This window comes from Chryseobacterium pyrolae (assembly GCF_025153485.1).
GTDB classification, from domain to species: Bacteria; Bacteroidota; Bacteroidia; order Flavobacteriales; family Weeksellaceae; genus Chryseobacterium; species Chryseobacterium antibioticum.
This window is the reverse complement of the sequence record NZ_JANZQH010000002.1, coordinates 33,095-47,146: the sequence shown is the minus strand read 5'-3', so window position 1 is coordinate 47,146 and position 14,052 is coordinate 33,095. Positions and strand designations below refer to the sequence as shown.

The following is a 14,052-nucleotide window of genomic DNA, read 5'->3' as shown; positions in this document are numbered from 1 at the left end:
GCCGGCCTTTTTTGTTATCTTTAAATAAAGCGAATTTATATTGCAGAATGAATAAACTTGTATGGATGATAATGTAAATTGTGTTAAATTAAGTTTCAATCAAAAAAAATAGTATTTTTGTTTAAAATACTATAAAATGTTAAATAGGAGGATTGGAAATTTATTTTTGGCGTCATTTTTTGCACTGATAGGTAGTTTTGTTTTTGCTCAAAGCACAGACAGAGCTACGATAGCTGCAAAAAAGGCTAATGCAATTTCTATGAAAGCGGGTCAGTTTATAGATGTAAATACCCCCAATTATCCGGAGTCTAACTACAGCGTTACACAACTTGTAAAAGATGTACTGATATCCGGAGGAGCTTGTTCTACCTCCAATGTAAGCAATGTCAATGTTTCCCCTAACTTAGCGGTTAATGATGCCGGAAGAAGCTGGGGATTTTTCAATAAAGGAACCACGGGTTTTCCATTTGAAAAAGGAATTATTCTTTCAACAGGATATGCAGCAAAAGCTGGGAATACCTATCAGGGACTTTTAAATGATGGTATCAATACTTCCGGAGATGTAGATCTGGCTACTGCTTTAGGCATCAATAATGGTGACTTGAGAGATGCCACCTATATTGAATTTGATTTTGTACCAGCTTCTACGGAAGTTACATTTAGATACTTATTTGCATCCAAAGAATACGCACCTGGGTTCCAGTTTGCATGTACCAAATCAGACGGATTTGCCTTACTGTTAAAAAAAGCAAGTGATCCTACCTACACCAATCTGGCGGTACTTCCGGGAGGGGCAGGACCAGTAAGTGTAACCAATATCCACCCGGCAATTCCCGGAGGCTGTGGAGCGGTTAACCCGTCTTATTTTGCAGGAATCAATAACCCATTGATCGAAACTAACTTTGATGGACGTACAGTCCCTTTAACGGCTAAAGCTACCGTAATTCCAGGTCAGACTTATCACTTTAAAATGGTTTTAGCTGACTTTAGTGATAGAAATTACGACTCAGCAGTATTCCTGGAAGCCGGTTCATTTGATATTGGTGTGAAAATTTTGGATCCTGCAGGAGTGCAGCTTCCTTCCTCTGTCAATATGTGTGACAATGCCCCTCAGACATTTACAGCCTCAGTACAGGTTCCTAACGTTACCTATCAGTGGTTTTTAAATAATAATCCTATCCCTGGCCAAACGGGACCAAGCTATACGGCCACACAGCCGGGAGTATACAGCGTTCAGGTATTTATTCAGGGGAATACATGTCCCGGAATAGGAACAATTACAGTAGTGGGGGGAACTTCTCCTACGGTACAGAATGCAACCTTAACAGCTTGTTATGCGGCAGGAAATACAAATTTTAATTTACCTTCAGCGCAGACTTCTATAAGTACAACCCCGGGTGCAACGTTTTCATATTATGTGAATCAGGCAGATGCACTTGCCGGAAATACAAATACTATTCCCAATCCGGCAACATACTCAAGTCCGGGAGGACAGACGGTATATGTCTCGGTAAAAAATGGGTTCTGTTCAAAAGTAGCCCAGTTACAACTGGTTAAAGCACCTCAGATAACTGCGTCTATTTTGCCACCACCTGTATTGACCTGTGCCAGTTCACAGGCAACTTTAGATGCTTCAGCTTCAGTATATCCTACAGGATCTGTCTTTAGCTGGACCACTACCGGAGGAAATATCGTCTCAGGAGGAAATACATTAACTCCTGTTATTAATGCTCCGGGAACCTATACTTTAACAATATCAAATACGTATCAGCCGGGAACTGTTATCTGTACCTCAGCTGCCAATGTGACCGTTACAGGAGACAGCGCTCCGCCTGTTACAGGGCTTACGGCAAGCAAAATACAGATTTGTAACGGTGAATCAGTTGTTTTAACAGCATCTGGAGGTACTACTTACAACTGGACTGCTCTTCCGGGAACAGGAAATACACAGACCGTATCTCCCACCACGACCACGACTTATACAGTCACTGCTGTAGGAGCCAATGGATGCGTATCCCAGAACCCGGCAACAATAACTATTGAAGTTTCGCAGCCAATCACTGTACAGAATGCAGTGCTTCACAAATGCTATGCACCAGGACTTACCTATGATTTAACAACCGCCCAGAGTCAGATTACTGCTGCCGGTGCCGGTATTACTTTTACTTATTATGTTCTTCAGGCTGATGCTCTTGCAGGGAATGCTAATTTTATTGCAACGCCTACCACATATGCTCCGCCAGGAAATCAGACTATTTATGTTTTGGTGAAAAACGGAGGATGTCACTATGTGGTTTCACTTCAATTGTTGAGAACAGCCGAAACAACTCTTACTATAGCTGCACCGCAGCAAATTACCTGTACAACTCCTCAAACTACATTAGATGCCTCAGCATCTGTAGTGCCGGCAGGATCTACCATTGCCTGGGCAGCAACAGGAGGCGGAAATATTGTGTCAGGGGCCAATACACTCAATCCTGTAGTTAATGCAGGAGGAGTTTATACCCTTACAGTTTCTAATGTGTCTCAGCCTGGAAATTTAGCATGTACATACACAGCTGCCGTTACGGTAACACAAAATACGACCCTGCCAACAGCTACTGTTGTCTCCTCACAACCTAGAATATGTGTAGGAGAATCAGTAACACTGACTGCTTCCGGAGGTGTAACCTATAACTGGGTGGGTTTACCCGGAAACGGAAATACCCAGGTAGTTTCTCCAACGACAAATACAGTATACACAGTTTTTGCAGTAAGTGCTAACGGCTGTATTTCTGCAACTCCAGCTACAGTTACTGTTTTAGTGGGGCCACCCACTGCTGGTATATCTGCATCTAAAACAAAGATATGCGCAGGAGAGTCTGTTACGCTTACTGCTACAGGAGGATTTACCTATAACTGGGTAGGCTTACCTGGTAACGGAAATACCCAGGTGGTTTCTCCGACAGGGACTATAGAATACTCAGTTTTTGCCCTTGGAGGCAATGGTTGTAGCTCTGTTTTACCAGCAAAAGTAATCATCGAAGTGGTACCTGCCATTGTATCTACCTTACAGGATGTGTATGTCTGTACAGGAGATACGGGTGTTTTAGATGCTGGGGCAGGTCTGAATTATACCTATCTCTGGAGTACGGGAGCAACTACTCAAACTATATCCACTAATGTCATTGGAACATATTCGGTTACCATTAGCAATGGCGTTTGTTCTAAGGTTTTCACTGCGAAATTATTAAATCCGGATCTGCCACAGTTCACGAATGTAGTCTATGATAATCATGTGCTTACTATTACAACCAGCAATCCTACGGGAGGCGTTTTAGAATACTCTATAGATGGTGGTGTGGTATGGCAGACATCCAATATATTCTATAATGTTTTAAATAATACCAACTACCATCTGATGGTAAAGGTTAAAGATGCAAAATGTGGTAATTCATTAGATTACTTCACATTTGTGATCAGCAACGCGATCACTCCCAATATGGATGGAGTGAATGATACGATAGATTTCTCAGGACTTAGAGGATATAATAATTTTGCAGCATCAATCTTTGACCGGTACGGAGCTGAACTCTTCAAGGCAACAAAAACGGATGCTATCTGGAGGGGATCTTTAAAAGGGATGAATCTGGCTACTGGCACATACTGGTATAAAGTACAGTGGGAAAATCCGGCAAGTAAAAAGCTCGAACAACGTTCAGGTTGGATATTGCTAAAAAACAGGAACTAAGAGATAAACCTTCCATATTTGGAAGGTTTGTTTTTTTAATATTAAAAAAAAGGTAAAAAATAGATGATATATTTGAAAATAAATTAAATTTGTTGAAACAAAAGTATTATGCAAAGAAATCTCTTATTTTTTTTATTTTTCTTAGTCATTTCGACCTTTTCATATTCTCAAATAAACGGGCCCCGTAAGCCTCCCAAAGAAAAAGCTTCCGGATCAGCTACTCAAAAAGCGGGTAGCTTTATTGATATTAATGCTCCTGGATATGCAGAGTCTGCCTATAGCATTACGCAGCTGGTAAAAGATGTCCTGATCTCTTCGGGAACAAATACTTGTGTAACTCCTACTGTAACCAACGTAAAGATAACTCCTAACCATGCGGTGACAGATGCTGACAGATCATGGGGGTATTTCCATAAGGCAACTACCAATTTCCCTTTCAAAGACGGAATCGTACTTTCTACAGGGAAAGCAAGAAGAGGAGGAAACAGCTCTGAAGGACTTCTGGGTGACAATAACGGCGGCGGAACAGATTCTGATCTGGCTCAAGCTGTAGGGTCTACCGGAACGCTTACGGATGGTGTTCTTTTGGAATTCGATTTTGTTCCTACCACCAGCCAGATCAAATTTAACTATATACTGGCATCAGAAGAATATACAGGTTCATTTCCATGTAGCTATGCAGATGCTTTTGCCATTCTCCTAAGACCTACATCAGGAGGTCCATACCAGAATATGGCAGTACTTCCGGGTGGTGCAGGCCCTGTAAGTATCACCAATATCCATCCACTAATTCCGGGAACTTTTGGAGGTTGTGCTGCTGTCAACGAACAGTTTTTCGCAGGTTATAATCCAACTAATATTGAAACCAATTTTGAAGGAAGAACTATTCCTCTTACAGCAACAGCTACAGTAATGGCAGGTCAGGAATACCACTTTAAAATGGTAGTCGCTGATTTTGCTCCAGGTAGCTTTGAAGACCATTCCTACGATTCAGCTGTATTTCTGGAAGGTGGATCATTTAATATAGGGGTAGAACTTTTAGACCCTAGTGGTGCCACACTACCTTCTGATATTAATGTTTGTGATAATGTACCACAGGTGATCACAGCATCAGTAAGCGATCCTAATTTATTATATCAATGGTTCCTGAACGGAGCTCCTGTTGCGGGTGCTACCACAAACAGTATTACTGCTGTACAGCCAGGAACATATACCATAGAAGTAAGTGTTCCCGGAAATCCTTGTCCGGGGAAAGCAACTATAGAAATTCATGGAGGAACGACTCCGCAGGCACAGGATGCCACACTGTTGCTCTGTACGACACCGGATATTACTACTTTTGACCTGACGAATGCCATGCCATCCATCAGTCCGACACCGGGAGCTGTATTCAGATTCTATGTAAATCAGACAGATGCCGTGGCTCAAAATAACAACTATATTCAAAATATTTTAAATTATAATGGTACAGACGGACAAATCCTTTACACGGTAGTTTCCAATGGGGGATTCTGTAGCAAAATGATAGAATTAAAGCTCCTCAAAGAAACGACACCTACAGCTGGTCTAAAATCTTCAAGAATAAAAATATGTCCGGGAGAAAGTGTAACGCTGACTGCTGAAGGAGGTGTAACTTACCAATGGAGCAATTTCTCAGGTACTGGCAATACACAGACTGTAACCTTGTATCAGACTACAACATTCACTGTTTATGCTGTAGGAACAAAAGGATGTCGTTCATTAAACCCTGCTACTATAAAAGTAGAGGTGACGCCGGAAATTACTTCTCCGTTAAAAGATATAGAAATGTGCCTGGGTGACCGTATTACTCTGGATGCAGGTGCGGGCCCTAATTATAAATATTTATGGAGTACAGGAGCTACAACGCAGACTATATCGGTTGATAGCTGGGGTATTTATACAGTAGAAATAGATAACGGGTTCTGTAAAAAAATCTTTACTGTAAAAGTGGGAGGTGCAGCTACACCTTTCGTGACTGCCGTAAATTATGAAAGTGCTAAAAAAATGGTGACCATTATTGCCGAAAATCCTCCGATGAACAATACTCCAAGTACGTTAGAGTATTCTATCGATAACGGAATCACCTGGCAGCCGTCTAATGTTTTCACAAGTCTTTTAGACAATACAAATTATACCGTACTGGTAAGAAGGGTAGGAACTCATTGTGTAGGAACATTTGATTTCTATACATTACAGATCAATAATATCATTACACCAAATGATGATGGTGTTAATGATGTTCTGGACCTTAAGGCACTTGGAGCATTCAAAAACTTTACCGGATCCGTCTATGACAGATATGGTGTGGAAATGTTCAGATTCTCAAAAGAAAAACCCGTATGGGATGGAACAGTAGGAGGAAAGAAACTGCCTACAGCTACTTACTGGTATAAATTTAATTTTGAATACCCTAAATCAAAAATTCAGATGAACTGGTCCGGATGGATCATGCTTAAGAACAGGGAATAAAAAGATAAAGCATCCATAAAAAAGCCTTTCAAGTGAACTTGAAAGGCTTTTTATTTTTTTAATCTATTGATTTTGCTTCCAGAGATTGGCAAAACCGATAAAATCCAGAACACTCAATTCTTCCGCTCTTTTGTCTAGGAATTCGTGAGTTTTTAAAGCTTCAGGGATGTTCAGCACCTTCAGTGAATTTGAAAGTTTTTTTCTTCTCTGGTTAAACCCTGCTTTTACAATTTGTTTAAAAAGAACTTCATTTCCGGCCAGACCTTCCTTTGGATTTCTTGTCAGTCGGATGACTCCTGACTTTACCTTCGGAGGCGGATTGAAAACATTTTCATGAACTGTGAACAGATACGTCACATCATAATACGCCTGAATCAAGACTGATAGAATACCGTAATCTTTAGTTCTGGGTACAGCGGCCGTTCTTTCGGCAACTTCCTTTTGAAACATTCCAACCATTTCAGGGACCTGCTGATAATAATCAACGATCTTAAAGAGGATCTGGGAAGAAATATTATACGGAAAATTACCAATGATGGCGATCTCTTCTCCATTGATAAAATTAAAGTCCTGTTTCAGAAAATCTCCTACAAAGGCATTTTCTATGATCTTTGAATAATTCTTTTTCAGGTATTCAATAGATTCTGTATCAATCTCTGCAAGGTAGATAGTCTGTTCCTTTTCGAGAAGATATTTGGTAAGGACCCCCATTCCGGGACCTACTTCCATGACATTTTTATAGTCTTCATAGCTAAGACCTTCCACGATTTTTCTCGCGATATTTTCATCTGTCAGAAAGTGCTGTCCAAGATGTTTTTTTGCTTTTACACTCAACGTTTTTTATGATTTTATTAACAATGATTTTCTTTATTTCGTCCCAAATTTCGGAAGTTTTTTTCTAATTTAGCCAAAAATTTTAATATTAATGGCTAAATCTGTAGATGAGTTTAATAAGAAAAGGCTTCGGTCCAGCAATATTACAGTAGTAATAAGTATCGCATTAGTTTTATTTTTGTTAGGATTAATGGGGCTTATTTTAATCAATGCCCAAAAGTATTCTGACTATATCAAAGAACAGTTGGTTGTAAACGCTTACTTTGATGAGAACTTTGATGCAAAAGATTCTGCAAAGATTGCAAAACTAGAGGAAGAAACTTTTAAAAAGGTACAGACGTTAGCTCCTGTAAAAAAAGCGACTTACATCACCAGAGACATGGCTGCAATAGAAGCCAAGAAAACGATGGGGATAGACAGCGATGCGCTTTTTGAAGAAAACATCTTCCCTTCTTCTATTGAAGTGGCATTAAAGCCTGAATATGTAGACCCAGCCAAAATTGACGGAGCGATCAAGATTATAAAATCTGTTCCCGGTATTGTGGATGTTAAAAACGACAGTACTTTAATGGTAGATGTGTACAACAACCTGAGCAGAATTTTGAAATGGATCCTTGGATTCTCTATTCTCTTCCTGATCCTGGCGGTAGTATTGATCAATAACTCCATCAGGCTGAAAATTTTCTCCAAAAGGTTTATTATCAAAACCATGCAGCTGGTAGGGGCAAAAAGAAGGTTTATCCTTAAGCCGTTTATCATCGAGGCTATTATTCTGGGGGCTATAGGATCTACGATCGGTATTCTTGCGCTGGGAGGAGTATGGTATTATTTTACAAGCCAGATTGGCTCAGCTTTCGTACAGGATAACAACCAGTATTTCTGGCTGATTGTTCTGGTACTGGGAGTAGGGGTTTTTATATCTGTCCTAAGTACCATTTTCGCTACATGGAGATTCTTAAAATCAAACGTTGACGATCTATATTACTCTTAATAATGAGCAAAAAAACAAATAAATTGGCCGCATCAGAATTTGGCAAAGAAACCGAAGTAGCACAGGAAAACACCTTCTATTTCGGACAGCAGAACTTCAAGTGGATGCTGATAGGGCTGGCGTTTATCGTCGTGGGATTCCTGCTGATGATGGGCCCGGATGCTAATACAGTAGACGGTAAATTTGATCCCAATGCATGGAATGACGGTATTTTTTCCATTCGCAGGATCAGAATTGCACCACTGTTCATAGTGATAGGCTTTGTCATAGAAGTGTATGCTATTTTAAAAAGAAAATAAATTTAAACCTTATTTAAAGATTAAGAGATGGAGAGATTTAGGACATTCTAAATTTCAAAGTCTCTTAATCTTTTAATTTTAACAATATTATGGATCTAATTAAAGCGATCATTATTGCTATTATTGAAGGACTTACAGAGTATCTTCCGATTTCTTCTACCGCGCATATGGGATTTGCAGCCAACCTGATGGGGCTTAAAGATGATGAATTTCTGAAAATGTTTCAGGTGTCCATTCAGTTCGGTGCTATTTTATCTGTTGTGGTGGCTTACTGGAAAAAATTCTTCGATCTGAAAAATATCCGGTTTTATTATAAACTGGCGTTTGCCGTAATTCCTGCTTTGGTTTTAGGGTATTTATTTGACGATAAAATTGAAGCTATTTTAGGAAACCAGATTGCTATTTCCTCAGTTTTGGTGTTGGGTGGCGTGGTTCTGCTTTTCGCTGACAAATGGTTTAAGAATCCCAGAATTGATGATGAAAAAGGAGTTTCTATAAAAAGTGCAGTTACCATAGGCTTCTGGCAATGTCTTGCGATGATGCCCGGAACCAGCCGTAGTGCAGCTTCTATTATAGGAGGAATGTCGCAAGGGCTTACCAGAAAAGCGGCCGCAGAGTTTTCATTCTTCCTGGCAGTTCCTACCATGCTGGCGGTAACGGTATATTCTGTTTTTCTGAAAACATGGGGTAAGGAAACAATGCATCCACAGAAAGGATATGAAATGATCATGGCATCAAATGATCACATTATGATTTTCGTGATAGGAAATATTGTTGCATTTATTGTAGCCCTAATAGCTATTAAAGCATTCATAGGAGTTTTGAACAAGTATGGCTTCAGACCTTGGGGCTGGTACCGTATTTTTGTTGGGATTGCCCTTTTGATTTATTTCTATTTCTTTAAATAAGAGTATGAAAATTAATATTTTAAAGATATTGGCTTTTTCAAGCTTCATCGTTTCCTGTTCACCGGCACATACACTGTTTGTAAAAAATAATAGTGGAGAAAGGATAGAATTTTTTGTGGAGGTGAAGGAGAAAAACCCAACCGAAGATTTACTGATCTGCAAAGAACTTGTACCGGACGAAAAGCTGGATCACAAACCTTTTATCGACTATAGCAAGGAAGGAAAATGTTACACTCAAAAAATTACAGCGGTTGATAAAACAAGCTATAAATTTAATTTGCCTGTGAATTATACGGTGAACATTGTTCCGAATAGTTCTGTATATCCTTTTAAAAATATATACTACTTCATCGGAGATAAAAAATGTTTTATCAATGTTGAAAACGGTCCCGAATGCAAACAGAAGGTCAATAAGCTGCCCAGCTTAGTAAGTATCACCGAAATTTTAGAATAATGACAGCTGAAGAACTGCAATCAGGATATGTGTTTTTATTGGACAAACCTTTGGACTGGACTTCTTTTCAGGCCGTTAATAAAATGAAATATAAGCTCAAGAGAGAGTTTAACCTTCCTAAAAAATTTAAAATAGGACATGCCGGAACTTTAGACCCAAGAGCAACTGGTCTTCTTATTGTTTGTTGCGGAAAATTTACCAAGAAAATTCCTGAGATCCAGGATGCTCCGAAAGAATACTGGACCGAGATTAAAATAGGAGTACAAACGGAATCCTATGATACGGAAAAACCGGAGATCCTTCAACAGGATATCGCTCATATTTCAGAAGAGCAGATTAATGAAGTGCTGGAAAAATTCGTTGGAGAAATAGAGCAGAAACCTCCGGTGTATTCAGCGATAAAAATAGATGGACAGAGAGCTTATAATTTAGCTAGAGCAGGGGAAGAAGTAGAAATGAAATCCAGAAAAACGACGATTTTCTATATTAAAGATATTAAAATTGATTTCCCTTTGGTAAGCTTTACAGTAGGATGCTCAAAAGGAACGTACATCAGAAGTCTGGCTCACGACATCGGACAGGAACTGGGAGTAGGTGCTTATCTGACACAGCTTAGACGGACAAAAATCGGGGATTATACCATTGAAAATGCGACGACTGATTTTCTAGAGAATGAATACAGATTCGAAAATTTATAAAAAAGAATCGTATTTTTACTCACAACAGGCAATAAAAATTATACAGGTTACGGAGAAGACTAATGGAAAAAACGCGTATCAATAAATATTTATCAGAAGTAGGATACTGTTCAAGAAGAGCAGCAGATAAACTTTTGGAAGAAGGAAGAATAACAATTAACGGCAAGATCCCTGAAATGGGGACTAAAGTTTCTGATGAAGACGCTGTAGAAGTTGACGGAAAACCTATCCGTGAGCCGCAGGATAAGCCTGTTTATATCGCTTTTAATAAGCCAATGGGTATTGTATGCACTACAGACACCAAACGCGAAAAAAACAATATCGTTGATTATATTAACTATCCGAAAAGAATTTTTCCCATCGGAAGACTGGATAAACCAAGCGAAGGACTGATCCTGCTGACCAGTGATGGGGATATCGTCAACAAAATTCTTCGTGCAAGAAATAATCACGAAAAAGAATATATCGTACGGGTAGATAAGCCACTTTCTCCCAAATTCCTTGAGAAAATGAGAAATGGCGTTCCGATTCTGGATACAGTCACTAAAAAATGTGACGTAGAAAAGATTGATGACATGACTTTCCGTATCATCCTTACCCAGGGACTGAACAGACAGATCCGAAGAATGTGCGAATATCTCGGTTACGAAGTAAAAAAACTGAAACGTATCCGTATCATGAATATCAAACTGGATCTCCCGGTGGGAAAATGGCGTGACCTTACAGAGGAGGAATTTAATACGCTTAACAACCTCCTTTCTGATTCTATCAAAACAATCGATTAAGATTATATCATTAATAATAAAAAAGTAAGCAGGAAATATTTTCCTGCTTTTTTTATATCTGTTATTTTGTTAAACAAATTAGAACTTCTATCTCCGAGTAATCTATTTGAAGAAAAGGAATAGAAGAAAATACTTAAAATGTTACCATTTAATAATATTCACACATTAGTGTAATATTCTTAGTTTGTTAGTGAAAATATATTATATTTATAATAATAACTATTAAAACTAAAAACCATGAAATTAAAATTTAATCTAATTTCTCTTATTATTTTAATAACATTTTCTAATTGTCAAAATGATAACCATAATTCGGATCTTCCGCACGATTCTTCTTTTTACATTGACTATAGAAGCTTGAAAGGATTATCAGATGGAATAGCTGTAATTGAGCTTGATCCTGAAGCCCCAAACTTTGGACATATTAGCAGCAAACTTGAATTAGGCATTGGGGTCCTGCCTCATCATCTTTATTATAATCAGAATGCAAACAAATTATTTACCACTGCTTTAGGAGGTAGTTATCTCTACCAGATAAAAACGGAAAAAGACAAAAATGGACAGCCAAAATTAGTTAATGCAACACCCATTGATACAGGTGAGAATACAGTAGGGGAAAATTTGTTTTTTACCAATGATGGAAGATATTTTATGACTTTTATGGGAGGCGCAGGAGGACCGAAAGATGGTAGTATAGGTGTTTTTAACGCAGATAACAACCAGCTTATCAAAACTATTAAAGCGCCGGTTCAAACCAATCCCAATCAATTTATTATGTACCCGCATGGTATTTCTGTTAATGAAGAAAAAGGAATAATGATGGTCACCTCAACCATTCACCCGGATCTTACTACTGGAATGGGAAATACCTGTACTTTATTAGATCTAAATACCTACGAATTAAAAGAGACTTACCTGGTAGCAGACTCACAAACGGATATGTCAAGTCCTGTCGAGGTTCTATTGCTACGTGGAAAATTTCCACAGTATGCCCTTGCCACGACAATGCTGGGCGGTGATATCTGGATTGCTCCATACAATGCTACCACCAAGAAGTATGATGCTTTTAGTAAAATATTTGATGGAAGTACACAAGGATTAGGCTGGGCACTCGAAATGTACATCGATGATAACAGCAAGCTTTATGTAAGTTTTGCAGATCCCGGAAAAGTTTTGGTCTTTGATATAAGTAATCTTCCTCAGCTAAAGCTTTTAAAAACCCTTACCGCGGATAAAGGAGCCCATCATATGGTTTTCTTTAAAACCAAAAAAGGAAAAGAAGTTGTCGCAGTACAAAATAACCTGTTGGATATTCCTAACTTAAATTCCGGTACCATTAGTGTTATTGAAATCCAGACAGGGAAAACATTAGGTACCGTCGATTTACGAACCAAATATGGAATACTACCTGAATCAATTGAAGGAACCAATGGTCCCAGCAACTACATGCATCACTAAAACTTAAAATAATGCGCAGATTAGAAACTATCCAAAATAGCAGATCTTGTTTTGGGTAGTTTTTACTATATGGTTTCCAGTTATTTTAAATATAATTTCATTCTTTCCTCATATTCAGGCTTTAATTTTAAAAGCTTCAGAATTTTCTTATCATCCGTGTAGGTAGTCCGGTAGAATATGATCTTATCAGCAGAATATTTGAAGTAGGGATGATCTTTCAGCCATTCTTCAGGGGCTTCTGTTAAAGTATACTTAGGAACATTTGAAACATCTAGCGGAGCAATAGAAATTAATTTTTGAACCAAATTTTTATCAATATTATAGGTATCTAAAATTTGTTGTTTATTGACAAAACCTCTCAGTTTTTTTCTAAAGCCGATCATCGATCCGGCACTTTTTTCATCCAAACCAAATTCCAGCAACTGCTTGAATGTGATGGTATTTAAATCAACTTTTGAAAAATCGGTTTCCTGTTTTTGGATAAGGTTTGTATTGGTATTGAGTTTAATATAAGGACTTAGTTCCTCGAATTTTTCCGGAGAAATAACAAAACATTTCTTTATATCTTCAAGTGATTTGAAACTTCCTCTGAGATTTCTGTCACGGTAATTAACAATTGTATTAGCCTGTTTTTCAGAAAATCCTAAACCCTTCCATCCATCCAGATCTAAAGTGTTGGGATCAAAATTACGGTAATGAATCTTTGATTTTGCAGTATAATTTTTACCATAGTTTTTAAAGTCGTCAGGAGTTTGTACCGGAAGTACTAAATAAGGCTCCAGCTTACTGTAATTGTCTGAGGAAATAATAAAACATTCTTTGAATTTTTCTTTGCTGACGAAACTTCCACCCAAATAGTTTTTATATTTCAAAATAGCTTCAGCCTGTTTTTCACTGAAACCCATGCTGATCCATTCAGCAGCAGAAAGTCTATCCGGATTGAATCTTCCGGAAATATGGATCTCTTTCTTTTCATACGTATCAAACTTTTCAAAATGGTTGTCTTTGCCAGTTTCAGGAAGCAGGATGTAAGATTCCAGCTCTGTGAATTTTTCGGGAGAAACAGCATAGCATTTTTTGAATTGAGCTTTAGACGTAAATTTTCCGCCTATAATTTTTTTATAATTAAGAATGGTGAAAACCTGTTTTTCGGAAAATCCTAAATTCTCCCATTGCTTTGCATCGAGATTGTTCGGATCGAATTCCGTTAGATTTAATGGAATTGAATTTTCAGTAATAAATTTTACTTCAGGGAAATTTTCTTTTTCTCTGCTCGTATAATTTTGGAAGGCCAACAGGACGATCAGCATCATCCCCGTAAATGCCAGTTTCTGGTAATAGTTTTTTCTCATCATACAGTAAACTTATTAATAAAAACAAATCGAAGCAATGATGAATAGCCAAA

General features: G+C 38.2%; 11 protein-coding genes. 9 read left to right on the top strand and 2 right to left on the bottom strand.

The genetic code is table 11. The features are described from left to right. The first annotated feature begins 136 nt into the window (after positions 1 to 136). The gene (locus NZD88_RS03590) at positions 137 to 3,730 is read left to right on the top strand and encodes a choice-of-anchor L domain-containing protein (RefSeq protein WP_259827510.1); all 3,594 of its coding nucleotides are present in this window, start codon (positions 137 to 139) and stop codon (positions 3,728 to 3,730) included. A gap of 108 nt (positions 3,731 to 3,838) precedes the next feature. Beyond that, the gene (locus tag NZD88_RS03585) at positions 3,839 to 6,220 is read left to right on the top strand and encodes a gliding motility-associated C-terminal domain-containing protein (RefSeq protein WP_259827508.1); all 2,382 of its coding nucleotides are present in this window, start codon (positions 3,839 to 3,841) and stop codon (positions 6,218 to 6,220) included. 63 nt (positions 6,221 to 6,283) lie between these two features. Here NZD88_RS03585 and rsmA read toward each other — a convergent pair whose 3' ends face one another. Beyond that, positions 6,284 to 7,054 (bottom strand): 16S rRNA (adenine(1518)-N(6)/adenine(1519)-N(6))-dimethyltransferase RsmA, encoded by a 771-nt coding sequence (rsmA, locus tag NZD88_RS03580; protein ID WP_169235994.1) that lies wholly within the window; start codon positions 7,052 to 7,054, stop codon positions 6,284 to 6,286. Between the two features lie 91 nt (positions 7,055 to 7,145). Here rsmA and NZD88_RS03575 point away from each other — a divergent pair, with 91 nt between their 5' ends. The 7 genes from NZD88_RS03575 to NZD88_RS03545 all read left to right on the top strand — a co-directional run bounded on the left by NZD88_RS03575 (position 7,146) and on the right by NZD88_RS03545 (position 12,647). Beyond that, complete coding sequence (locus tag NZD88_RS03575) at positions 7,146 to 8,045, top strand: cell division protein FtsX (RefSeq protein WP_259827506.1); 900 nt, start codon at positions 7,146 to 7,148, stop codon at positions 8,043 to 8,045. A 2-nt stretch (positions 8,046 to 8,047) separates the two neighbouring features. Continuing rightward, positions 8,048 to 8,344 carry a DUF3098 domain-containing protein gene (locus tag NZD88_RS03570; RefSeq protein WP_169235992.1) on the top strand — a complete coding sequence of 99 codons (297 nt, stop codon included), beginning with the start codon at positions 8,048 to 8,050 and terminating at the stop codon, positions 8,342 to 8,344. A gap of 89 nt (positions 8,345 to 8,433) precedes the next feature. Further along, positions 8,434 to 9,252, top strand: a complete 819-nt coding sequence (locus NZD88_RS03565) for an undecaprenyl-diphosphate phosphatase (RefSeq protein ID WP_259827503.1) — start codon at positions 8,434 to 8,436, stop codon at positions 9,250 to 9,252. Between the two features lie 4 nt (positions 9,253 to 9,256). Continuing rightward, a complete protein-coding gene (locus NZD88_RS03560) occupies positions 9,257 to 9,706 on the top strand; it encodes a hypothetical protein (RefSeq protein WP_259827502.1) in 450 nt (149 codons plus the stop codon). After that, the gene (gene truB / locus NZD88_RS03555; protein WP_259827501.1) at positions 9,706 to 10,404 is read left to right on the top strand and encodes a tRNA pseudouridine(55) synthase TruB; all 699 of its coding nucleotides are present in this window, start codon (positions 9,706 to 9,708) and stop codon (positions 10,402 to 10,404) included. The genes NZD88_RS03560 and truB overlap by 1 nt, the downstream gene beginning before the upstream one ends. A gap of 62 nt (positions 10,405 to 10,466) precedes the next feature. After that, positions 10,467 to 11,189 carry a 23S rRNA pseudouridine(2604) synthase RluF gene (gene rluF, locus NZD88_RS03550; RefSeq protein ID WP_259827499.1) on the top strand — a complete coding sequence of 241 codons (723 nt, stop codon included), beginning with the start codon at positions 10,467 to 10,469 and terminating at the stop codon, positions 11,187 to 11,189. A 237-nt stretch (positions 11,190 to 11,426) separates the two neighbouring features. Then, positions 11,427 to 12,647: a YncE family protein gene (locus NZD88_RS03545; protein ID WP_259827497.1), complete on the top strand. Its 1,221-nt coding sequence runs from the start codon at positions 11,427 to 11,429 to the stop codon at positions 12,645 to 12,647. Positions 12,648 to 12,727: 80 nt separating this feature from the next. Here the strand turns inward: NZD88_RS03545 and NZD88_RS03540 are convergent, their stop codons facing one another. Then, positions 12,728 to 13,999 (bottom strand): helix-hairpin-helix domain-containing protein, encoded by a 1,272-nt coding sequence (locus NZD88_RS03540; protein WP_259828373.1) that lies wholly within the window; start codon positions 13,997 to 13,999, stop codon positions 12,728 to 12,730. Positions 14,000 to 14,052: the final 53 nt, after the last annotated feature.